This is a genomic window from Chromobacterium piscinae, assembly GCF_021129175.1.
GTDB classification, from domain to species: domain Bacteria; phylum Pseudomonadota; class Gammaproteobacteria; order Burkholderiales; family Chromobacteriaceae; genus Chromobacterium; species Chromobacterium piscinae.
On record NZ_JAJOHV010000147.1, the window covers coordinates 1 to 21,844 of the forward strand.

Below are 21,844 nucleotides of genomic sequence, written 5' to 3' on the forward strand. Positions count from 1 at the left end.
TCGCCGTCCAGCATCGCGGCGATGGCCGGCGCGGCGGCCAGCGCGTCGCCGAGCGCGCAGGCGATGCCGGACGAAGTCAGCGGGTCCAGTCCCATCAGCGCGTCCCCTACGCAGATCCAGCCGGGGCCGGCGGCGCGGGCGACGCAGCCGCTGTGCGCGGCGAAGGCGTGCACAACGTCTATCCGCTGCGGCGGCGGCAGCCGTTCCGACAGCAGCCGGGTGGCGCGCCAGGCGGCCAGGAAGCCGGCGGGATGCTCCAGCCCTTGCGCCCGGGCCAGGTCCTGGTCCGTCATCAGCGTCGCCAGCGCGCGGCCGTCAGGCAGCGCCGCGGCATACCACCAGCCGTAAGGCGCGGCTTCCACCAGCGAGTAGCCGCTCAGCTCCCCGGGGCCATCCATGCGGCAAGCCAGCGCCTGCAGCCGATCCAGCCTGCACCTGGGTATGCCCAGCCGGGTGGCCAGCGGCGAGCGCCTGCCGCCGGCGTCCACCACCACCCGCGCCTCCACTTCGCCTAGGCCACGCACCCGCAGCCGCCAGCCGTCCCGGGCCGGTTCGATGGCGTCGATGCCGGATTCGCCCAGCACCGCCACGCCGCGCGCCATCGCCTCCTGCCGCAGCGCGTGGTCGAAGCCGGCGCGGTCCAGGTGCCAGCCGTGGCCGTGGCCCCGGTACAGGAAGTGGTCCAGCCGCGGGGTCTGGCTTCCCCACAGCGAGAGGTTGCCGTGGTAGCTCGGCTGGCCGTCCAGCGCATGGCCGGCGCCCAGGCGCGACAGCAGGCCGGCGACATCCGGCGTCGCCGATTCGCCGATGCGGAAGGGCTGGGCCAGCGGACGGTCCAGCAGCAGCGCTTCCACGCCCAGCGCATGCAGCGCCAGCGCGAGGGCGCTGCCGGCCGGACCCGCGCCGGCTATCGCCACCGGGTAGCGGCTAACGTTCATTGCGCCGTTCCGGCAGCGGCGGATGAGCGGGGTCGAACGGCCGGGGCAGTTCGCGCTCCACCTCGACGAAGCGGCGCTCGCCGTCCACCTGCTTTTCCATCACGAAACCCAGCCCGGCCCAGTACTTGACCATGTCGATGTCGTCGGCGAACTGGATGAAGTCGCCGGCCAACTGGTCGTAGTCGGTGCCCAGCCACGGCACCTGCTTGCCGGTTTCCTGGTCGGGCGGCGGCGGAGGCGAGGCGGCCGCCAGCGTCCGCGGCTGCGGTTGCGGCTCCAGGTAGACGAACTCCGGCCGTTGCGCCGGCCACCACCACAGCCGCCTGCCGTCCAGCGGCTGCGACGAGCACTCGTTGAAGTCGGCTTGCCAGGGGATGGCCATGTAGCGGGTGACGTCGCCGGGCTCCATGCCGCGCTTCAGATCGAAATCCAGGCTCAGCGGGCCTTCGGGCACGAAGTGGTTGCGGATGCGGAAGGGCTGGCGGTAGATGGCCGGATTGCGCGATATCCAGGTCATCTCGATGCCGGGCGAGAACGGCCCGCCGACGCAGTTGTCCAGCGCCGCCCGGGTCAAGCTTTCGGCTGCGTCGCCTTCCTCTGGGTGGTTGACGAAGCAGCCGGCCACCCACTGTTGCAGCATGAAGTACTGGGTGTCGGTGAGGCGCATGTACTTGCTGGTGGCGGTGCTGAGCACCAGGCAGTTGTCGCCGGCGAGATACGGCATCATCGTCGCGCCGCTGGCGGTGAGGATGTCGTTTTCCTGGTAGGGCGGGCGGATGAAGTCCAGGATGTACTGGCGGAAGCCCTGGTATTCCGGCGCGCCCAGGCCATCCGTTCCGGTCGCGCCCAGTTTTTCGAAATCGAAATGGTGCGGTTTGGGCGGAATGGCGGCCACCCACGGCATATAGGTCGCGCGCTCCAGCAACGGGCGGATTTCGGTGTGGAAGTTGGGTTTGAAGCCGTCAGCGCCGGACTTCCAGAAGCCGTTTTCATAGAGGGCCGGATAGTGGCCGCTGCGCACCAGCGCGTCGAAGATGGTGTCGTACAGCGTGATCAGGTTGGGGACTTCCGGCGCGTACTTGGGCGGGGCCACCAGCACGTGGGCCGGCAGCGCCTCGATCCGGCTGCCGTCGGAGAACTCGATCACCGCGCTGACCGGTCCGTCCGAGGTGTCGTCCCACCAGCCGTCGTTGTTGGCGTAGTCGGTGATGGTCGCGTCCGGATCGGCGGAGCCGGAGACGCCATAGCCGCCCAGCACCAGCAGCCGGCCGTCCTGGTCGGTGCGCAGCTCGCCCAGGGTGTCGATGGAGTCGTTCATCGGATAGAGCGGGCTGGGCGGGAAATGCGCGCCCTCGTAGCCATCCGGCACGGTGTTCTTGCTGAACTGCTCGCCTTGCTGGCTGCGGCCGGATATCTGGCGCGGGCCGGCGTCGATCAGCAGCGTGCGGCGGTCTGCGGCCTGCGGGTTGCGCAGCGGGTGGTTGGGCGCGTAGCCGCCTTCGCCTTCGGCCGGCACGAAGGTGTACCAGCTGGGCTTCTTGTTGGCCAGGTGCGCGGTCCAGCGTATCGCGTGGACGCCGTCGGTGTTCAGCGTCACCTCCTCGCTGACGCCGTTTTCCACCTTGTACACCTTGAAACGCGCGGCCTGGCGGCACAGCCGGCCTTCGGCGTCGCGAAAGTCCTGTTGGGTGAACGGCTTGCCGTCTGGCATGACGGGCAGGCCGCAGTAGCGGTCCGGCTCGATGTAGAACTTCTCCGGCGCGTCGCCGACGCGGGCGATGCCGATGGCGGGGTAGATCCGGTATTCGATCATGATGGCTCCCGATTCATGCTTGCGCGGTCTGATGGGCGGCCGCCAGGCGGCTGATGTTGTCGCGCACGCTCTCCAGCGCGTCCACCATCTCGCCGCGCTCCGCCGGGTCGTCTATCTGCTGCTTGGCCACCTGGACGGCGGCGGGCAGCCGCGCCTCCAGATCGGCCAGCCTGCTGCCGGGCTGGTACAGATAGGTGGGCGCGCCGTTGGGGCCGACGTCGCTGTCGGTGTCCTTGTGTAGCGGCGTTTGCATCAGTTTGCGGGCCAGGTTGGGCAGCGCCTGGTGCATCAGCGGCAGGCCCTGGGTGAAGAAGCTGTCCCTGGACTGGCCGGCGACGAAGCTGCGCTCCATCGAGTCCAGCATCAGGCTGTAGGCGATGTCGAACAGCTCGGCCAGCTGGATGGCCAGTGGATTGGTGAAGTCGCCGCGCTTGGGGTTGGACACGATGGGGTAGGTGGGCGGAAAGCCGGCCTTGTCCAGCGACACGGTGCGGAATTTCTTGAAGTGCGACATCTCGTACGGCGAGCCGATGATGGGGCCGTAGGTGCCGTCGGTGCGTTCGCCGTAGGTGTTGTAGGTGGCCCACGGCTCGATCGGAATCATCGACTGCGATTCCGGCACGCTGCCTTCGCCCTGCTGCACGATCTGCTGAACGCCCAGCCGGGCGCTGGCGAGGTTGGTGACCCGCACCGGCTTGCCGCCGAACTTGCCCAGATAGATGTCCAGCCGCTGACAGGCGTCGGCGTTCGGCTGGAACAGAGCCTGCTGGTCCGGATAGGCCGCCAGGCCGTCCAGCAGCGCGTCGTACAGCTGGGCGATGTAGCTGTAGTTGTCGCCGCGCGGCGGCGCGTGCGGCGGCGCTGGGGTTTCTATCGCGGTGAAGGTGTCGTTGAACACCTCCACCGACGCGCGGCACAGGCCGATGAAAGGCGTGGTGCTGGTGTTGGCGTGGGGCAGGTAACAGGGATAGACCGGCGCGGCGCTGCCGGTCAGCCTGGGGCGTCCGCCGATGCCCACCAGCAGATTGGCGGCCTGATTGATGTGGAACATCTCTTCCATCATCACGCTGCGCAGCAGCTGGTAGGCCTCGCAGTTGGGATCTCTGATCGAATACAGCGCGGTCAGATACGGCGGGATAGTGGTCATTTCTACCTGGATCGCCAGCTGGGCCGCGTCTTGCAGCGGCTTGCGGGCATCCGCCAGGTCTTCGGCGGCGCGCTGGCCGTAGATGCGGTCGAACAGCATGCCGAAGGGTTTGCTCGAATCGATGCTCATGTTTCCTCCGCGAATCGTCGGGTAGGCAAACGGCGCGGCGCGCTCAGCGCTTGATCAGAGTGGCTACCGACACATGCGGCCAGATCACTTCGTCGAACACCAGCAGCACGGTCTGGGTGTACTGCAGCTGCAGGAACTGGCTGCCGTCCGGGCGCTGCAGGGTTTCGATCCAGAAGATGGAATTCATCTCGGTGGCGTCGGCGTTCTGGACGATGAAGGGAATGTTGGCGATGCCGCCGGAATCCTGGGTGCTGACCGGCAGATTGGTGGTGCTCACCACTTTGAGCTCCAGCTGCTGCTGCTGGTACTTCAGCACGTTCACCAGCGCCTGATTGGGATTCGACATATCAAAGCCGGGAGGGAACTTGCCGTTCAGGTAGGGATCGGTATAACCAAGGGGCAACGGTTTGCCGTCTACCCGGGTGGGCATGGTGCTGACCGGCGCGATGTTGGGCGCCCGCGCCTCGCTGGACGCCTGGCCCTGGGCCAGCAGCGAGTCGCCGTGGGGGATGGTGGCCTGGCGCGCGATGGTGGGCGGATCGTGCGGCGCGGTGGTGGCCGGCACGTTCAGCCAGATGCCGGGTTCGATGTGTATGCCTTCGCCGGTGTCGGCGTCGCTGACCTGCTGCAGATAGGTCAAACCGTAGAGGAAAATGTCGTTTTGCTTGGAGCCGCGGTTCGGCACCGGTCCGCCTATCGGGCTGAAACTGATGGTTTCGATGGTGGCGTTGACGATCAGGCGGAAGATTCCGCCGTTCTGGCGGTTCGGCACGGCGATCATATTATAGCCATGGCCGGTCCAGTGGCCGGACAGCTCGCTCAGTGGGCCGAGGTTGTCCAGGCTTTGCGATAACGGGGCCGAGGCGCGTTGGAATTGGCTGAGGTTCATGGTTGGCTCTCCCAAGACATTGTCGAGATGACGTGTGCTGCCTGGTATGTTGCCGACCCGATACCGCAATGTTGTCGTCCGCCTTTGTCGACGGATGATGCCGGATTCGTAAGACTACTTAACCATGATTCTTGTATGGAATATCCAGCATGTGCTGGTTATAGCCGGGACCGGCGCCATGTCAAGCATGGCGCGGCTTGCGGCGATTTTTCCCCGAGGGTTGATTACTCGCGTTGGGTGCGCTGGCTGTGAATGAAAATGATAAAAAACAGTCATTTGGGACAGCTTGAATCACGTGGGAGCGGGGTGGTTACGGCATAAGATGAAAGTCCGGCCCATCGATTTGCGCCTTTCGGATCGCGTCGATCCGGGGTGGATTCCGGAGTTTTCGCGCGGAATGGTTTCATCCGCGCCCGCTATCGCAGGAGGCCGCAATGGAAGCCAGGCGTATCAACCAATACCGCGCGCCGCAACTGGTGCCTTTCAGCGCCAGGCTCGACGAGGATGGGCAGACCGTGGTGCTGGCGGCCGACTCCAACGAGTACAAGCTCGCCTTCAAGGGCGTGGAAGGCGGACGGGTGCTGGACAGCGTGCTGTCGATGGCTAATCCGGGCGCGGAAATCTGGTTCGACATCCATTCCGGCTCGGCCCTGCCCTGGCAGCTGTCCCTGGCGCGCCAGCTGGATGAGCTGTCGCTGATCCGAGACGCGCCGGCTGGCCGCTCCGCGCTGGAAATGCGCCGTCTGGAGCAAGAGTCGTTGATCGGCCGCTGCATTGAGCTCCTGCGGTCCGATTCCGGCGACAGCGGCGGGCAGTGCGTCGCCACCGCGCGGGTGATGCTGCATTTGCTGGACGAGCCGCCTCCCGCTCCCGGCGCGTTTTTCATCGACGATGTCGCCGCGCCGGAGTGGGGCGACAATTTCGCGCTGCAGACCTTCTATCTGCAAAAACTCTATCTGGAGGACAACCTGCCGCAACTGATCCCGCTGTGGCGGAGGGTGCTGACGGGCTTCATCGAGGCATCCGGCGGCGCGGTCCTGGGCAGCGGAACGGGGCGGGTAGCCAGGCCGGACGTGCTGGGCTTTTATTGCCCGGTGCAGGAAGAATCGTACTTGCTGTGCCTGGTGGATCTGGTGCTGCAGGCGCCCTGCGCGGGAGCTCGCCGCCGCCTGCATGGCTGGACGTCGCCGGCGGCGGCGGACAGCGGCGTCAACTTCATGCGCCGAGCCCGGCAGTGTCTGCAGTCCGGGATCGAGGCGCTGGGTGAGAGCCGCTTCGCGCGGCAGGTGGAGGAGGAAGGCGCGGAGGCCGGTTCGCTGGTCCAGGGCCTGTTCATCGAGCAATACCACGTCTCCAGGCGCTTCGCCGAGATCATCGCGCCGTTGATGACCCGGCGCATGCGGCTGCCGATGAAGCAGCATGTCCACCGTTATTTTCAGGAAGAGCTGGCGCGCGAGGTGTATGGACGGTCGGTGTGCGAGGCGCTGGGTGTGCCATCGGCCTGGCTGGATCAGGCTTTGCCGCTGCCCTTGTTCCAGGCCTACGTCGATGCCTTCACCGTGCTGGGGCGCTACGATCCCATCGGCTATCTGGCGGCGTTGATGGCTTTCGAGTGCGGGCTGGGCATGAAAGGGCTGGAGGAGATGGGGCCGGATGGCGTGGAGGAGGCGCGCGTGGCCTACCGGACGCTTCCGCGCCGGGACGATGCTTGCCAGGAGGGCGGATGCGCGGCTTTGCCGCAGCTGTTCTTCCGCGAGATTTCGCTGCTGGGGGCCGCCGCGCAGCGGCGCGCGCTGGGCAGCCTGGCCTACATGATGGAGCTGGAGCACCGGGCGATGGACCAGGTCGCCGATTTCTACCATGTTCAGGAGACGCTGGACATGTGCTCGCTGGATGGTTTCTACAGCGGCGGGTGAGAAGCGGTCATGCGGCCATCGCCTGCCACAGCGCCAAGCCCAGCAGCGCGGCCGCGGAAACGGCGGCGACTGGCCGGTGGTAGCGTTCCGCTGCGGCCAGCGCGGTGACGCCCAGCATCACGGCCAGGCCATGTCCGCCGGCGCCCGGCAGCAGCATCAGCAGCCAGCAGCTGCGCAGGCAGGAGGCGCCGTTTTCCAGTCCGTACAGCAGACAATCGCGGTCGGCGGCCCAGCCCGATGGCGCCAGCGCGTGGCCGCGGTGGCAAGCCGCGAGAGCGGCGGCCTTGCCCGGGCCCAGCTGCCAGGCGGCCGCGGCGAGGGCTGCGCCGGCGAGAGACAGGGATAGGTTGTTGACGGCGGACAGCCAGAGCGCAGACGCGGCGTCCAGCAGCCAGGCCGCCGCCAGCCAGAGACCGAGATAGCCGCACAGGAAGACGGCGATTGCCCGGGCCCGCCGCCGCCACAGGCTGTGGAAGGCGGCATAGCGGGCGGGGCCCGCAGCCAGCGGCAGCATCATAGCCGCCGTCATCAGCGGCAGGCCGCTGTCGGGAGCAGGGGGCCAACCCAGTTCGCGCCAGGAGAATCCGCCGCGGCAGATCGCCGCGAAGCCGATGCCGCCGGATCTTTGCAGCAGGCATAGCCACGCCGCGGCGCAGAGCGCCAGCACCCACCATTCCGGATGCCGCTGCAACCCGTCCCGCATTCGCCGCAAACCGGCAGGCCGCGGCGCGGCGAGGCGGGCGGAACCCAGCGTCAGCGCGCGCATCGGGGATATCCGCAAATCATTCGTAATACAGGCTGACCCGCCCCACCCGGACTTCGGCTTCGCGTTTGGCTTGCCGCCTGGGGACAAAGGTGACGCGCAGGTCTTTGGGATCCCAGCCGGGTTCCTGCTCCAGCCGCGCCATCAGCTCGGTGACGTCGAAAACGTAATGCAAGCCGGTGCCGGCATGGCCCGCGCCCTGGCGGGACGCCTTGTCCAGACCGAACAGCGGCAGCACGCCGGCACATAGTTCTTCCCGGCTGCCGGGTTGAGGTTCGCCCGGCGGATGCAGATAGATTTCGTAGCTTGGCGGCATGCCTTTTCCGGTGACCCGCTCAACCCGGAGGTAGGCCTGGCGCGGCCTGCCGGCCGCTTGCGCCTGCAGTGCCGGGCCGGTCGGCGGCTCTATAGACAGGCTGACCGTGGCGTCCCGCGACGCCAGCGGAAACGATTCCTGGGTGGCTGCCACCATCTCGCATGGGTGTTCCGTTGACATGAGTGAGTGCTCCCGTGATGGCTGGCGTCGTTAGCCCGCTAACAAAACCCCTGATCCTATGTTGCGCCTCCTTGTTGTACGAGAGGTACTGCCTGCGTCGGCGCGTCTTGGCTCAGGGTTCTGTTAGCGGCTCTTAATGGACGTTGCCCAGCGGATTGGCGAGGTTGTCGTATTGGTAGTGCCAGGGCCCGTTCACGGTGTCCATCACGTCTTGCGGGGTGAAGGTGGCCGGCTTGCCGCTGGCGTCGTGGAAGAAGTAGCGGGTGGCGCTCAACCATTTGGGGTCGGTGGGATTGGCGTTCCCCATTTTGCGCCACACCTCCCACAGCCGGTCGATGTTGGCGTGGTGCAGCCAGAAGATGGGGTCTTGGGCGGCGGTGTCGGGATCGCCCATCAGGCCGCCGATATCGCTGTGGATCATGTCGTGCGGCACCATCTCCAGCTGCCCCTGATCGCTGTCGCCCATGTGGTTGGGGCCGCGCATCGGCCCGCCGAAGCCGGAATCGCCGCCCGGGGCCAGGTGTCCGGCGAAGTTGGCGCGTTTCAGGCAGTTCAGGCTGACCGCCTTGTTGTCCAGAAACGGCTTGCCGTCGTTGCCCTGATCGCGCTCCACCAGCAGCGGATTCTGGCCGGACAGGCCGGCGAATTGCTTGGCGGTGAAGGCGGGGGGGAGCGCCCGGGCGCCAGGCGGGCTGTAGTTCCAGTACGGCAGCGCCCAGTCCTTAGGACCGCCCAGCTTGGCCACGGTGGCGGAGACGATGTCTTCGAAGATGCCCAGATAGACGCGGTGCCAGGGCAGGAAAAACCAGGTGGCGTGCTGGCATTGCGCCCAGGCTTGCTTCTGGTCCTGCGTGAAGGTAGAGGGGTTCTGCAGCGTGCCGTGCACCGCCGCCTGGTATTGCCAGCTGGTGGAGTCGCCGGGCGGGCGTTGCTGCATGTCGTGTACGGCCCGGGCATACCATTGCAGCGTCTGATCGCTGGCGTCCAGCTTGGATACATCCTTGCGCATGCGGGGGGTAGGCATTTCGGCTGCTCCTGGTTTGGCGTCGCGTTGCGTCGATGGGCTGTCGGACAGGGATGGGGCTGGGGGAGGCTCGCCTGGGCGGCGGATCATCGGCGCTGCCTTGCAGGTATAGCCGCGGAGCGCGGCCATGCGCTTCGGGACGAATACTTAAGTGCTAATGCGGATATTTGCATTCATGCTGGAGTTCGCGGCGGGATGGATGTCAGAGGTTCGAGCGCGCCGCGCCGAATCCTGAGGCGGGACCAGATATCGCCAACAGAACTGCGCGGAGCATGTTCAAGCTGAGGCGCGCCGATGCCGGCCGTATGCGCGGGGCAAGGAGACGCAGCGCCGGATCAGGGATCGTGTTCGAGGTCTTCAGCCTTGGAATGGCCAGCGTCGCTCAGCACCGCGTAGTCCACGCCATCGAGCGCGAACGCTGCCACCACGCGCATGCCCAGCCGCTGATGGGCGCGTAGCGAAGCAGCGTTGTCGCGGCGGATGAACAGGATGGCCTCTGCGTCTGGCAGGCTGTCGCGCAGCACGGCGTACAGCCGGGCCGGCAGGCCCTGGCCCCGTTCTGAGGCGGCCACGCAAATCGGGCCGTAGACATAGGCGCCGGGTCCGCCCGGCCAAGCGCGCAACATGGCCGCCACAGGAGGCGGCGGAGAGGGGTGAGCCGCGGCGGAGCTGAACAGCGCGCCCACGACGCGGCCATCGCGCAGCGCCGCTACTGTCGGCATGCCCGATTGCAGCATCGCGGCGACCTTGCCGTTTGGGAACTCTCCCGTAAGCGAGCCTCCGCTGGATGGCGCGTTGGCCTGCAGCAGGGCGGCGATGCCGTGCAGATCGTCCGGGGACGCGAGGCGGATTTGCAGCATGTCGGGCCTTTGGGCTGCGGGCGAGACGCCAAGCCAGGCAGCGCCTATGGTTTGCGAGCGGCCATCGTCGCCCGCGGCCGCCAGGAGGTCAAGCGGACAGCGCGCGCGGGTCGGGCGGGAAGTCGCCGGGGAGGCGGCCGCCGCGCTGGCGCAGCAACTCGACGAAAAGATCGGCAGGCAGAGGATGCGAGTATAGAAAGCCCTGGGCGTGTTCACAGCGGCAGGTTTGCAGTATGGCGGCCTGGGCCGGCGTTTCCACGCCTTCCGCGATGACCTTCAGGCCCAGCTTGTGGGCCATGACGACGATGGCCTCGCACAGCGCGTGGTCGCGGGGCTCATCGGTGATCCGGCGGACGAAGGCCTGGTCTATCTTCAGGCAGTCCAGCTGATAGCGTTGCAGATAGGACAGCGCGGAGTAGCCGGTTCCGAAATCGTCCAGCGCGATCCGGATGCCGGCCGCGCGATAGAGATCCAGCGCTTCCTGCACTTTGCGGTCGGCGTCGAGCAGCAGGGATTCGGTGACTTCCAGCATCAGAGCCTGGCCAGGCACCCCGGCTCGCCTCAGCTTGTCCAGCCAGCGGGCCGGGTTCTGCAAGTCGCGGAAATGCAGGGCCGACACATTGATCGCGATGCGCAGGTCGTCGCGCACCGTGTCGCGCCATTCGCGTATGACGGACAGGGCTTGGTCGTACACCCACTCGCAGATTTTGCCGCTGAGGCCGCATTCCTCGGCGATGGGGATGAATACTGCGGGATTGATGACGCCATGTTCGGGATGTTGCCAGCGCAACAGCGCTTCGGCCTCGCGTATCCGGCCGCTGGCAAGGTCGATGATGGGTTGAAATTCGAGCCGGAACTGGCCTTCTTCCAGCGCCTGGTGGAGGCCGTTGGATATCTGAAGCCGGACTTCCGCTGCCTTTTGCATGGCGGGGGCGAAGAAGCAGTAGCGATTGCGCCCGGCGTGCTTGGCGCCATACATCGCTTGGTCGGCGTTGCGCAGCAGTTCGTCCACGCTCATGCCGTCTGCCGGCGCCATCGAGATGCCTATGCTGCCGGTCACATAGCACACCATCTGCTCTAGCCGCACCGGTTCGGCCAGCCGCTGCAGCAGTTTCTGCGCCATCAGGTCCACGTCGCCCGGCGATTCGATGTCGCCCAGCACGATGCAGAATTCGTCGCCGCCCAGTCGGGCCACGGTGTCGCTCGCGCGCACGCTGCCCTGCAGCCGGGCGGCGATGGTGGAAAGCAGCTGGTCGCCGTGGCTGTGGCCGAGGGAGTCGTTGATGGTCTTGAAGTGATCGAGGTCGATCAGCAGCACCGCCATCATTTTCTGGTGGCGAGTGGTCTGGGCCAGTCCGTACTCCATCCGGTCTTGCAGCATGCGGCGATTGCACAGATTGGTCAGCGGATCATGCTTGGCCAGGTAGGTCAGCTGTTCCTGCGCGGCCAGCACCGAGCTTATGTCGGAAAACACCAGCACGTAGTTGGCGACGCCGCCGTTCGGGGCGGGCACGATGCTGATGCTTTCCCAGATGTTGATGACTTTGCGGTTCTTGTGCAGATAGTTGACGTTGCCCTGCCACAGGTTGCGCTCGTCGGAGGAGGCTGGCGGGCCGGCTCGGGCGAAGCTGTGCGGCGTCTGGTAGAGCGGGTCGATATCCGGCCATGCCATCGCTTCTTCCGCGCTGTAGCCGGTGTGCTGGCTGAAGGCCGGATTGACCGACACTACTTTGCGGCGCGCGTCCAGTATCGCGATGCCCTCTGAGGTGGAGTCGAATACGGTGGCGGCCTGGCGCAGTCTTTCCTCGGCCCGGCATTGTCCGGTGATGTCCTGCAGCACGCCTATGATGCGTCGGCCGGCGTCGTCGTCGAAGCAGCGCGCGCGGGCGTGTAGCCAGCGCTCGTCCTGGCCGGGCTCGGCGCGGGCGCGGAACCGGATGTCCAGCGCGCAGCCGTGGTCGCGGGTGCCGGCTATCGCCTCGCTCACCGCGGCGGCGTCGCGGGCGTCCACTTGTTCGATGAAGTGGCGGATCGATTCATTGGCCGCCAGCCCCGACGCCCGCGGCGCGTTGCCCGCGAGGCTGAAGGTCTGCATCTGGTCGGCCTCCACCCGCCATTCCCAGACGTCGAGTTCGGCGGCCTGCATCGCCTTGCCCATCCTGCCCAGCTCTTCATCGGTTCGGTGCTGGAGCGTGTAGCGGACCATGGCCATTTGCAGCGTGGCGTGCAGTTCGCGCGGAGAGATCGGCTTGACCAGATAACCGTAGGGCATCGCGTTCTTCGCGCGTTGCAGCGTCGCGTTCTCGGCGTAGGCGCTGAGGAAAACGATGGGAATCTTCAGCCGCCGGTAGATTTCAGAGGCGGCGTCCACGCCGTCCATGTCCCCTTCCAGGTGGATGTCCATCAACACCAGGTCTGGCCGGTCCCGCTCGGCGCACGCTATCGCCAGGCGGCCGCTGGCCGCTATATCGCATACTTGATAGCCCAGCGCCTGCAATTGCAGCTGCAGGTCCATCGCGATGATGCGTTCGTCTTCGACGATCAGGATGCTGATGTTTTTCACGCGCCTTCTCCCGCGCCGAATACCGGGAAACTGACTTCCACGCGCACGCCGGGACGATTGTCCAGCGTCTCCAGCCGGGCGCCCATCTGTTCGGCCAGCATCGGCATCAGTTGCAAGCCCAGCGACGCGTGCGGCGTCGCCGGAGCGGCGGCGGGCAGGCCCACGCCGTGGTCGGCCACAATCAGGAGGGCATGCCGTTCATCCTGGCGCGCCAACCGCATCCAGATTGTGCCTTGGCCGCCCGGGTAGGCGTGCTTGAGCGCGTTGGTCAGCAGTTCGTTGATCAGCAGGCCGCAAGGCGTCGCCCGCTGCAGTTCGATGCAGGCCAGGCCCGTCGGCGCGTCCAGCTCTATATTCACGCCGCCGGCCAACTGGCCGTAGCTGCTCAGCAGCAGCTGGTTGAAGCGCTGCAGGTATTCGCCCAGGTCCACCTTGGAGAAGTCGTGGCGTTCGTACAGCAGCTGGTGTATCAGCGCCATCGAGCGGACGCGCGCCTGGCTGTCCTGCAGCACGCTCCGGGCACCGTCCTCGCGCACGTACTGGCCCTGCATGCTCAACAGGCTGATGATCACCTGCAGATTGTTCTTCACCCGGTGATGAACTTCGTTCAGCAACGTGGTTTTTTCCTGCAGCGCGGTTTCCAGCTGGCGTTGCGCCTGTTTGCGAGCGGTGATGTCGACGATGCCCGCCAGCACCATGGGGCCTGCTTCGGTTTCTATTGGATTGAGGCCGATTTCTATCGGAAATTCGCCGCCGTCCTTGCGCAGGCCGTACAGGTCGCGTCCCACGCCCATGGGCCTGGCTTCGGGCCGGCGCAGGAAGCTTTGGCGCAGCTGGCCGTGGCGGTTGCGGAAGCGCTCCGGCATCAGCTGCTCTATCCGCATGCCCGGCAGCTCGTCGCTGGGATAGCCGAACATCGCTTCCGCCAGACGGTTGAACAAGATGATGGCGCCGGCGCCGTTGATCATGATCATCGCGTTCGGCGATTCCTGGACCATTTGGTGGAAGCGATCCTCCAGCCGCTTGCGGTGGCTGAGGTCGCGGGTGATCTTGGCGTAGCCGCGCAAGGATCCATCATCGGCGCGCAGCGGAATCAGCAGGATGTCGGCGAGGAAGCGGCTGCCGTCGCGGCGAAGATGCCAGTGTTCGACGGCGTGGCGGCCGCTCTGTTCCGCCTCAGCCAACTGGCGCATCGCTTGCGGATAGGCGCTGTTGGATGGGGGCAGAAGACAGCTGAAGTGGCGGCCCAGTACCTCGATCGCCAAATAGCCATGCATGCGCTCGGCGCCGGCGTTCCAACTGCGGACCAAGCCGTCCGCGTCCAGCAGGATGATCGCGTAATCTTCTACATATCGGGTCAGCAGATCGAAGCATACATCGCTCTCCCGGATGCCGGGCAGAGGGAGCGAGCCCGTGGCGGGCGTGTTGGTTTTCCTGGCGGAGTTGAGCATGGAAAGGTCCGTGGGCTTGCGATGCGCTGGATGGAAAAAACCTATACCGTTATAGGGCCAATACGCTTTGTATGCCATTGGGTTGGTGTTTTTACGCATAATTTGAAAGTCTGTTTATTGATTATTTATGATGGGAATTGATTGATCTGCGGAAAATTAATCAATTTTTTAAATGGAAATCCTCCCGCACAATGCCAGCCGTGAATTCAATCAAAGGAACAGCGATGACGAGCAGACGACGGTTTTTGGGCGGGAGCCTGCTGGCGGCGGGGGGATGGCTGGCGGACAAAGCGATGGCCGCAGGCGGCGCGCCGAAGTCCGCCGACGCGTATCGGATGCCGGACGAAGGGGCGCGCCATGCCGCCACCTGGATGGCGTTCGGCCCCAGCCTGGCGGTGTGGGGCGCGAGGCTGTTGCCGGCGGCGCGCCGCGACCTGGCGCGGGTGGCGTCGGCGATCGCCGCCTTCGAGCCGGTGCGCATGCTGGCGCGCGAAGAGGAGCTCGATTTGGCCGCCAGGCTATGCGGCCCAGACGTGGAGCTGGTGGCCCAGCCGCTGGATGATTTGTGGATACGCGACAGCGGGCCGGTATTCGTCAAGAGCGGCGGGGGCCGGCTGGCGGCGGTGGATTTCAACTTCAACGGCTGGGGCGGCAAGCAGGCGCACGGCCGCGATGCCCGGGTGGCAGGCTTCGTCGCAGCCAAGGCCGGCGCGCAAGCATTGCGCGCCAGATTGGCGCTGGAGGGCGGCGGCATCGAGGTGGATGGCGAAGGCACCGCCATCATCACCGAGAGCTGTGTGCTCAATCCCAACCGCAATCCCGGTTGGAGCAAGGCGCATTGCGAGGAAGAGCTGCGCCGGCTGCTGGGCGTGGATAAAGTGATCTGGCTGCCCGGGATCGCCGGACGCGACATCACCGACGGCCATACCGACTTCTACGCGCGTTTCGCCAGGCCCGGCGTGGTGGTGGCCGGTCTGGAGGCGGACCCGGCTTCCTACGACTATCAAGTGACCCGCCGCCATCTGGCCATTCTGCGCCAGGCGCGCGACGCGCGCGGCCGCAAGCTGGAGGTGGTGACGATTTCGGGTCCGACTCAAGTCCGGCCGGAATACGAGGATGAGGAAATGGCGGCGGGCTACATCAATTTCTATGTCTGCAACGGCGCGGTGATCGCGCCCGAGTTCGGCGACCCCAAGGCCGATCGCAACGCCTTGAGCGCGCTGCGCGAGCTGTTTCCGGAGCGGGAAGTGGTGCAGTTGAACATAGACGCCATCGCGGCCGGAGGCGGCGGCATCCACTGCGCGACTCAGCAACAGCCGGCCTGAGCGCGGATGAAGCCAAGGAGGGATGACATGCCGGAACATGATGCGCCGGAAGGCGAGGGAGCATCGGAGCACGCCGGAGGGTCGCGGCTGCCGTCTCTGCGGCTGTTGGCAGGCTTCGAGGCGGCGGCGCGGATAGGCAGTTTTTCCCGCGCGGCCGAGTCGCTGCACCTGTCGCAATCGGCGATCAGCCACCAGATCCAGCAATTGGAGGAGTTTGTCGGCCAGCCGCTGTTCCATCGGGTGGGGCGCGGGGTGGAGCTGACCTTCGCCGGCGAGATGCTGCAGCAGAGCGTGGGGCGCGCGCTGGAAACCCTGCGCCGCGGGCTGGACCGGATTGCCGTCTACACCGATCCCGGCCTGGTGGCGCTAGTGGGGCCGGCCTTCTTGCTGCAAGGCTGGCTGCAGCCGCGGTTGGCCGCATTGCGTGCCGCGCACCCGGATATCGTGCCCTTGCTGTCCATCGACGAGTCGCCGGGCCAGGCGGATGAGATAGATGTGGACCTGCTGATCTCGCCGCGGCCGCTGTCGCTGGCTGGCTGGGAGGACGCGTGCTGGCTGCGCGACGAGTGGCTGTTCGTCTGCGCGCCGGCGTTGGCCGAACAGCTAACCGGATTGCCGTTCGAACGCCATCACGAATTGGCGCGGCTGGTGTGCCTGGAGAGAGCGAGGCTGCCGGATGCCGCCGAGGCGGAAACGCAGCGGCTGCTGCGCCGTTTCGGCGTGGCCGCCATCTACGACGATGCCCAACTGGCGCGCGACGCCGCGCTGCGCGGCCACGGCATCGCCTGCCTGTCCTCGTTGGCGGTGGACGAGGACCTGCGCAAGGGGCGGCTGCGCGCGCTGGCCGGCTATCCGCGGCTGCCGGGCGCGCAATGGTGGCTGTCGCGGCCGGAGAACGCCTTGCGGACCGAGGCGATGGAGCGCATGCACGCGTGGCTCAGCTCTGCCGCGCGGGAGGGGGCTGCCAGCGTAGCTGGCGCGGGCTGAGGCCCAGCAGCTGACGGCACAGCCGTGTGAGGGCGCTCTGGTCGGAGAAGCCGCAACTGGCGGCGATGTCTGCCAGCGAGCGGCGGCTGTGGCGTATCGCGTGGCAGGCCGCCTCCATCCGGGTGCGGCGGATGAAGTCGCCCGCGCATGATTGGAATACGCGCTTCATCCGGCGGTCCAGCTGGCCGATGCTGAGGCCGGACAGCTCGCACAGCTCTTCCAGATGCAACGGCCGGTGGTAATGGGCCTGGATGTGGTCGACGCAGGCGGCGAAACGCTCGTCCAGCAGTTTTTCCCGGGTGAGGTCGGCCAGATCCTTGGAGATGCACACCAGGCCCAGCAGCCTCCCGTCTGGGTCGCGCAGCGGCTGCTTGCTGGTCAGGCACCATCCCGGCGCGCGGTCGGGATAGACCGTTAGATCGAGGCGATTGCGCAGCGGCCGCTGTTCGGCGAACAGCGCCAGGTCCTGTTCGCGATAGCGGTTGGCCATGGCGCTGGGGAATAGTTCGTGCGCGGTGCGGCCTTCCGCCTGCCAGCGGTGGCGCAGCGCGCAGCGGCCGACGCAGCCTTCGCTGATCGTCAGATAGCGGCTGTCCAGATCCTTGACGGCGAACACCACGTCCGGGAGGTGGTCGAACAGCGCCGCCATGGCGCGCACCGCGGCCAGGTCGCTGATCAGGTGGGGAGCTTGCGCTGGAATGAGCATGTTGGCGAATCCTTGGGATTACATGATTAATTCCATTGAATTGGCCAATTATTACATTGGCATTTATTAAAAGTACCATGCGCCATGTTCATGCGATTTGCAAGTTTTGGCGGTCCCCCGAGCGGCAAGAAAACAGGCCATGCGTTAAGCATGGCCCGCTTGGCTTCACCGGCTGCTTACTCGTAGCTTGCGCTGACAGCGACGTTGGCGAACGGCTGCTTGGCCTGCAGCGTCAGGTAGTACCAGTGGCCTGCCTGCGGCGCGGCGATGGCTACCGATTCCTCGTTGCCGGCGCCGGCCGACGCGTAGTCGTAGTTGGCCGGCGTCGGATAGCGGTCTTTTGCCACGTAGAGGTCCACGTCGCCGCTGCCGCCGCTGGTCCACAGCCGGAGGTTGCGGGCGCCGGCCGGTACCCAGATGGTGGCATAGGCGGCGCCGGACGAGGTCAGGCCGGAAATCGAGCAGTTCTTGCCCAGCCGCTCGGGATAGCCCTCGTTGCAGGCCGGCAAGCCGGTTGTCGGCGGCAGCGGCGGCTGGCCGGCGGTGGTGGCGCTTTGCGTCCAGGCTGCGAACTCGCTGTCGTAGCGGTTGCCGATCTGCCGCATCATGCCCATGTAGCCGCCCGCGTAGTCGCCCTTGCGGAACAGCGGCAGCATCGCGTCGACGTCGGCGCGGTGGCGCTCGAACATGAAGCGGGTGGCCATATAGCCCCAGCGGTAGGCGCGGGTGACGTAGTCCGGCATGTCGTAGGTGTTGCCGAAGATCTGGCTCAACTTGTAGTTGCCGGTCTTGGCGACGTCGATGGCGGTCTGGTTGTCGTTGCGCAGCGACAAGTACTCGGCCAGACCCTCTATCCACCACACTGTCGGCTGTTGGGTGGCGGCGGAGAAGTCGCCGTACATGTCGAAGCGGCCATCCAGGTAATGGATGTATTCATGCTCCAGGTTCCATACTTTGAACACCGGACGCAGCCACGAGGCCTCGTGGGCGATGAAGCGGGCCTGATTGCCCGGATCGGCCGGGTTGCCTTCCAGATACATGCCGCCGTTGTCTGTGGAGATGCCGTAGATCACGCCGGCGTACTTGGAGTAATTGTTGTAGTCGTCGAACACCACCACCTCCAGCGAGGTGCTGTTGTCGTTGGCCACCGGCTGGTTGCGCGTCTGCAGCATCTGGTGGAAGTACGACTCTTCCTTCTGCAGCAGCGCGCACGAGGCTTGCATCTGGTCGGTGGTCATTTCCTGGGCGCGGATGCGGATGGTGGGGCTGCAGGTGTAGCGGTTGACCAGGATGGCGTCAGCCAGTTTGGTTTCGAAATCGCAGGTGCCGTATTCGCCGCAACTGGCGTTGTCGTAATACTTCACCGCCTCCGCCGCCGCCAGCCACAGCTCGTTGTCGGCGCCGGTCATGCTGCTGCCGGCCAGGATGGCCTTGACTTGCGGCTTGATCGCCGGCTTCAACGCCGGGTATTGCATGAAGCGCAGGCCTTCGCGGGTGGCGTCGCCCAGCTGGAACGCGGTTTCGGTGCCCAGCAGGCTGGCCTTGTCGGCCTGGACGAACTGGGTCAGCGCGGCGGAGTAGCTGCCGTCGTTCTGCAGCAGCGGCGCGGCGTTGGCGCGGCCGTGGGCGTAGAAGAACACGGTCAGCGCGCCGGTGAAGCCCTGGCTGGCGGTGGTCTCGCGCAAGGCCTGCGCGGCGTTGGGTTTGGCCGCGGTGTTGGTGTAGCGCTGGACGATGGCGCGGATGGACGGCAGGTAATAGGCCTCGTCCGCCATATTGGTGATCAGCGTCATCACCTCGTTGGCGGTGGTCGGCGCCTGGCTGTTGGCGGCGAACAGCGCCGCGCCGTCGGCCAGTTGCTTGATGCCGGGCCGCAGCACGGCCTGCAGATTGGCGTCCAGTGCCGGCAGCGTGCCGGTGCTGGCCAGGTAGTAGCCGGCGCGCAGGTAGAGCGCGAGGTTGACCAGCGTCATCGACGACGCATTGTAAGCCGCGGCCTCCTGGGCGAAGCGGCCGGCTACGGCGTTGAGGTTGGCCGCGCTGTAAATGGTGGCGGCCAGATTCTTGTCCAGCGCGAACAGGCCGTAGGCGCAGGTGTAGTCGGGCAGGGTGGCCAGGTAATTGGCGAGGTCGGCGCCGCTGTGGCTGGCCATCGCGTTCATGTCCTGACACTGCGGGGTGGCCGCATGGCGAACCAGTTTCTTCAACGGTTTGCCGATCACGGTGCGGTTGTCCTGCAAATGGTAGCGGGACTGGAAATCGGTCGGCGGGAGCAGCCGCCACAATCTGGGCGGCGCCGGCTGCCTGGGTTTGGCCTGGGCCTTGGCCTGGTGCGGCATCTTGTAGGTTTTTGGCGCGGCGTGGGCCGGCGCCGACAGCGCCGCGGCCAGGGCCAGGCACAGCGCGGCGAGGGGAAGGCTTCGCATATTCTGTCTCCGGAAAGTCAGGGCGTTTCCCTGACCGGAAGATCATGCCAAGCGGCCCTGCGCATTTCTTGGCGAGTCTTTTCGCCGCCGCGCGCAGATTTGCCAAATTCGCTCAGGCGGACGGCGCGCTCCGCGACTGCCGTTCCGCCACGATGTCGACGAAGGCGCTTACCGCCGCCGGCAAATGCTTGCGGCTGGGGTAGGGCACGCTGATCCGGGACCGGGGCGTTTTGGCAGGAAGCTCAAACCCTTCGTGTTTCTGGACTGGCTCGGCCTGGGCCTGGGTGGAGGCCGCTAGGGCTTCGGCCGGCATCTGCCATGGAAGGGCATGCCGCTGAGCTGGATGGGCGCGCCTTTGCCCTGCGGCATCAGAGTAGGTATTCGTACTAACTTGAATTGATTGGCCTGGACGTCAAAAGTGATGACAGGTCATGCGTTCGACAAAATCCCTCGCCACTCCAGCGCATGCGGGCCCATCCGTTCGCATCGCAAGCCGACCCGCTACTCATTGCCGCCTCATGCGCGGCGCTTGTTTCGCCCGTCCTGATTTCGAATCGCCAATGATTGATGAATCCTTCGGGAGAGCTCGCGATGTTCACCTTTCTATTCAAACTGCCAGGACCGTCCATCAGCGTCGGTCGGCAGCAGGCCGACATCGAGCCGCATAGCGCCGAAAGCCGGCGCGTGGCTCGAAGTGCCTATGGCTATGTGCTCAAGGTTCAGGCCACGATGCGGACCATCTTGCCGAGCGCCAGGACTCATGACCTTTTGCAGGCGCGCGCTGGGGAGTTGCTGAGAAAAGATCATTACACCTGGGGGGAGCTGTTCGAGCTTGAAATGTTGTGCGTCGAACTCGCCAGCGATGACATGCTGGCGCTGATTTGTCCGACCGATGTCGATCCCAAGCTCTCACTGATGGACGCCGAGCGGACCTTTGAAGGCCGGATTGCCGGAGTTTCGCCCATGCCGGCGGCGCCCGGCAGACCGGTCGCGGTTGATCGGGGCGAGTTGAGGAGGGCTGTGCTGCTGGGGCAACAACGTTATTTCCGGGCATTGCGTCGGGAGAGCGCGCTCGACCGGCTTCGCTTCAGGTTGGGCTTGTTCACTCTGGTGCTGGCGCTGTCGGGAGGCGTCTATTACTGGCTATCCACAGGGCACCCTACGGATTGCGCGTTGGCGCTCTCCGCCATTTTTGGAATTCTCGGGGCTTTCGCCAGCGTGTTGCAGCGCATCCAGAGCGTTGGAGAGAAAGCCGGCGCCGCTGTGCAGTCGGGCGCCAGCGTCGCGATGCTGATGGAAGGCTCGTGGAGCTTGTATCTGGCGCTGGCCAGCGGCGCGGTGTTCGGCATTTTGGGGTTTTGGCTGCTGGCGGGCGGTTTGGGAGGCACTTTTCTGAGCGCCAGGCTGGTGCCGCAATTTGGTGCATCGGGCGCAACCTGCGACAGTCTGGCCCTGCCATACCTCTTGGCGGGGGCGGACTACGGGAAAATGGCGGTGTGGGCTTTTTTCTTCGGCTTCGCTGAACGCTTCATTCCTGACTTGCTGACCCAATTGGCAAAGAACGGCGCGACCAGCGTGTCTAGGGAGAGCTATGGCGGCAAGCCCGCTAGGGCCGGCGCCCGCAAGCGCCCGGATGCGCCCGGCGACGGGAGGTAGGCCACGAGGGCCGCAGGGGCGCGTCGGGTTGAACGCGCTTTGAGTCGGACCAGACAAAGCCCTCGGCATGGCAATGCGCCATCAGGCGCTGGCTGCCGTCCGGCCGAGAGTCCAAGGAGTTTTCCATGTTTGGATCCATGCAAGTAGACGCGCGGATAGGCCGTGGTTTGAGAGCCGCCTGTTTGGCGGGACTGATTCTCTGGGCGGGCGCGATTCCGGCGGCTCGGGCGGATGAATCCGCATCCGCTCCGGTAGCGGCGCAAGCGGCGGCAAGCGGTTCGCCGTCAGCAGACAAGCCGCCAGGCGGCATCGCCGCCGGCCCGCATCAGGCTGCGGTTGATGCCGGGAAGGAGAAAACCGCCGGGCTTCCACAATGGCTGACGATCACGTTGCTGGCCGGCGTGACGCTGTTTTGGTTGACGGCCCTGATCGGCGTAGTCAGGGGTTTGCGCGCGGGGGGATGGAGGCTGAGCCATGCGCTGATGGAGGAGGCGGCATTGCCGGAAGGCACGCCCCCGCCGGCGGCAGGCGCAATGCCTCCGATGGCGCCTAGCGTATCGAGACTGATCGCCATGGTAGGCACCATTGTGTTGGGCAGTTTTTTCCTCGCCATCGGCTACTACGTGCTCTGGCAGTTATGCAATGGCCAGTCGATCGAGGCTGCGCAGGGCGCCTGGTCGTATTTCGCCGGCGGCGCGACATTGTTTCTGCCCTATGGCGTGAACAAGCTGTCATCGGTTTTCAAATAGCGTGTT

At 65.9% G+C, this 21,844-nt stretch carries 17 protein-coding genes; 5 read left to right on the forward strand and 12 right to left on the reverse strand.

Annotated elements, in window-relative coordinates; all coding sequences use genetic code 11:
• From LQR33_RS23320 to LQR33_RS23335, 4 genes are all read right to left on the reverse strand, one after another.
• On the reverse strand, positions 1–938 hold a 938-nt coding region (locus LQR33_RS23320), incomplete at its 3' end, for an NAD(P)/FAD-dependent oxidoreductase (protein ID WP_231470638.1).
• Positions 928–2,751 carry a LodA/GoxA family CTQ-dependent oxidase gene (locus LQR33_RS23325; protein WP_231470639.1) on the reverse strand — a complete coding sequence of 608 codons (1,824 nt, stop codon included), beginning with the start codon at positions 2,749–2,751 and terminating at the stop codon, positions 928–930. The genes LQR33_RS23320 and LQR33_RS23325, both read right to left, overlap by 11 nt.
• A 13-nt stretch (positions 2,752–2,764) precedes the next feature.
• Positions 2,765–4,027 carry a ferritin-like protein gene (locus tag LQR33_RS23330; RefSeq protein ID WP_231470640.1) on the reverse strand — a complete coding sequence of 421 codons (1,263 nt, stop codon included), beginning with the start codon at positions 4,025–4,027 and terminating at the stop codon, positions 2,765–2,767.
• Positions 4,028–4,070: 43 nt separating this feature from the next.
• Positions 4,071–4,916, reverse strand: a complete 846-nt coding sequence (locus tag LQR33_RS23335) for a heme-binding protein (protein ID WP_166438066.1) — start codon at positions 4,914–4,916, stop codon at positions 4,071–4,073.
• A gap of 434 nt (positions 4,917–5,350) precedes the next feature.
• Between LQR33_RS23335 and LQR33_RS23340 the strand changes: the two genes are divergently transcribed.
• On the forward strand, positions 5,351–6,832 hold the full coding sequence (locus tag LQR33_RS23340) for a hypothetical protein (RefSeq protein ID WP_231470641.1): 1,482 nt from the start codon (positions 5,351–5,353) through the stop codon (positions 6,830–6,832).
• Between the two features lie 7 nt (positions 6,833–6,839).
• Here LQR33_RS23340 and LQR33_RS23345 read toward each other — a convergent pair whose 3' ends face one another.
• From LQR33_RS23345 to LQR33_RS23370, 6 genes are all read right to left on the reverse strand, one after another.
• On the reverse strand, positions 6,840–7,598 hold the full coding sequence (locus LQR33_RS23345; RefSeq protein WP_231470642.1) for a copper chaperone: 759 nt from the start codon (positions 7,596–7,598) through the stop codon (positions 6,840–6,842).
• 16 nt (positions 7,599–7,614) lie between these two features.
• Positions 7,615–8,091: a DUF7868 domain-containing protein gene (locus LQR33_RS23350; RefSeq protein ID WP_221665853.1), complete on the reverse strand. Its 477-nt coding sequence runs from the start codon at positions 8,089–8,091 to the stop codon at positions 7,615–7,617.
• A 133-nt stretch (positions 8,092–8,224) separates the two neighbouring features.
• Positions 8,225–9,115: a tyrosinase family protein gene (locus tag LQR33_RS23355; protein WP_231470643.1), complete on the reverse strand. Its 891-nt coding sequence runs from the start codon at positions 9,113–9,115 to the stop codon at positions 8,225–8,227.
• 335 nt (positions 9,116–9,450) lie between these two features.
• Positions 9,451–9,975: a GNAT family N-acetyltransferase gene (locus LQR33_RS23360; RefSeq protein ID WP_231470645.1), complete on the reverse strand. Its 525-nt coding sequence runs from the start codon at positions 9,973–9,975 to the stop codon at positions 9,451–9,453.
• A gap of 88 nt (positions 9,976–10,063) precedes the next feature.
• Positions 10,064–12,538: a two-component system response regulator gene (locus LQR33_RS23365; RefSeq protein WP_231470647.1), complete on the reverse strand. Its 2,475-nt coding sequence runs from the start codon at positions 12,536–12,538 to the stop codon at positions 10,064–10,066.
• On the reverse strand, positions 12,535–13,989 hold the full coding sequence (locus tag LQR33_RS23370; RefSeq protein WP_166438073.1) for a sensor histidine kinase: 1,455 nt from the start codon (positions 13,987–13,989) through the stop codon (positions 12,535–12,537). Before LQR33_RS23370 ends, LQR33_RS23365 begins: the two co-directional genes overlap by 4 nt.
• Before the next feature lie 224 nt (positions 13,990–14,213).
• Here LQR33_RS23370 and LQR33_RS23375 point away from each other — a divergent pair, with 224 nt between their 5' ends.
• Positions 14,214–15,314, forward strand: a complete 1,101-nt coding sequence (locus LQR33_RS23375) for an agmatine deiminase family protein (RefSeq protein WP_231179973.1) — start codon at positions 14,214–14,216, stop codon at positions 15,312–15,314.
• Positions 15,315–15,341: 27 nt separating this feature from the next.
• Positions 15,342–16,301: a LysR family transcriptional regulator gene (locus LQR33_RS23380; protein WP_231470649.1), complete on the forward strand. Its 960-nt coding sequence runs from the start codon at positions 15,342–15,344 to the stop codon at positions 16,299–16,301.
• On the opposite strand, the gene LQR33_RS23385 is transcribed toward LQR33_RS23380, so the two are convergent.
• Positions 16,252–17,007: an AraC family transcriptional regulator gene (locus tag LQR33_RS23385; protein WP_231179969.1), complete on the reverse strand. Its 756-nt coding sequence runs from the start codon at positions 17,005–17,007 to the stop codon at positions 16,252–16,254. The two genes, LQR33_RS23380 and LQR33_RS23385, sit on opposite strands and share 50 nt — an antisense overlap.
• Positions 17,008–17,183: 176 nt before the next feature.
• On the reverse strand, positions 17,184–19,433 hold the full coding sequence (locus LQR33_RS23390; RefSeq protein WP_231470650.1) for a M9 family metallopeptidase: 2,250 nt from the start codon (positions 19,431–19,433) through the stop codon (positions 17,184–17,186).
• Between the two features lie 591 nt (positions 19,434–20,024).
• Between LQR33_RS23390 and LQR33_RS23395 the strand changes: the two genes are divergently transcribed.
• Both LQR33_RS23395 and LQR33_RS23400 read left to right on the forward strand, forming a co-directional pair.
• Complete coding sequence (locus LQR33_RS23395; RefSeq protein ID WP_231470651.1) at positions 20,025–21,089, forward strand: hypothetical protein; 1,065 nt, start codon at positions 20,025–20,027, stop codon at positions 21,087–21,089.
• Positions 21,090–21,271: 182 nt separating this feature from the next.
• A complete protein-coding gene (locus LQR33_RS23400) occupies positions 21,272–21,838 on the forward strand; it encodes a hypothetical protein (protein ID WP_221664033.1) in 567 nt (188 codons plus the stop codon).
• Positions 21,839–21,844 lie beyond the last annotated feature (6 nt).

Excerpts from the sequence above, each read along its gene's own strand:
- LQR33_RS23325 (WP_231470639.1), bottom strand. The coding sequence starts at position 2,751 with ATGATCGAATACCGGATCTACCCCGCCATCGGCATCGCCCGCGTCGGC.
- LQR33_RS23330 (WP_231470640.1), bottom strand. The coding sequence starts at position 4,027 with ATGAGCATCGATTCGAGCAAACCCTTCGGCATGCTGTTCGACCGCATC.
- LQR33_RS23335 (WP_166438066.1), bottom strand. The coding sequence starts at position 4,916 with ATGAACCTCAGCCAATTCCAACGCGCCTCGGCCCCGTTATCGCAAAGC.
- LQR33_RS23340 (WP_231470641.1), top strand. The coding sequence starts at position 5,351 with ATGGAAGCCAGGCGTATCAACCAATACCGCGCGCCGCAACTGGTGCCT.
- LQR33_RS23345 (WP_231470642.1), bottom strand. The coding sequence starts at position 7,598 with ATGCGCGCGCTGACGCTGGGTTCCGCCCGCCTCGCCGCGCCGCGGCCT.
- LQR33_RS23350 (WP_221665853.1), bottom strand. The coding sequence starts at position 8,091 with ATGTCAACGGAACACCCATGCGAGATGGTGGCAGCCACCCAGGAATCG.
- LQR33_RS23355 (WP_231470643.1), bottom strand. The coding sequence starts at position 9,115 with ATGCCTACCCCCCGCATGCGCAAGGATGTATCCAAGCTGGACGCCAGC.
- LQR33_RS23360 (WP_231470645.1), bottom strand. The coding sequence starts at position 9,975 with ATGCTGCAAATCCGCCTCGCGTCCCCGGACGATCTGCACGGCATCGCC.
- LQR33_RS23370 (WP_166438073.1), bottom strand. The coding sequence starts at position 13,989 with ATGCTCAACTCCGCCAGGAAAACCAACACGCCCGCCACGGGCTCGCTC.
- LQR33_RS23375 (WP_231179973.1), top strand. The coding sequence starts at position 14,214 with ATGACGAGCAGACGACGGTTTTTGGGCGGGAGCCTGCTGGCGGCGGGG.
- LQR33_RS23380 (WP_231470649.1), top strand. The coding sequence starts at position 15,342 with ATGCCGGAACATGATGCGCCGGAAGGCGAGGGAGCATCGGAGCACGCC.
- LQR33_RS23385 (WP_231179969.1), bottom strand. The coding sequence starts at position 17,007 with ATGCTCATTCCAGCGCAAGCTCCCCACCTGATCAGCGACCTGGCCGCG.
- LQR33_RS23390 (WP_231470650.1), bottom strand. The coding sequence starts at position 19,433 with ATGCGAAGCCTTCCCCTCGCCGCGCTGTGCCTGGCCCTGGCCGCGGCG.
- LQR33_RS23395 (WP_231470651.1), top strand. The coding sequence starts at position 20,025 with ATGTTCACCTTTCTATTCAAACTGCCAGGACCGTCCATCAGCGTCGGT.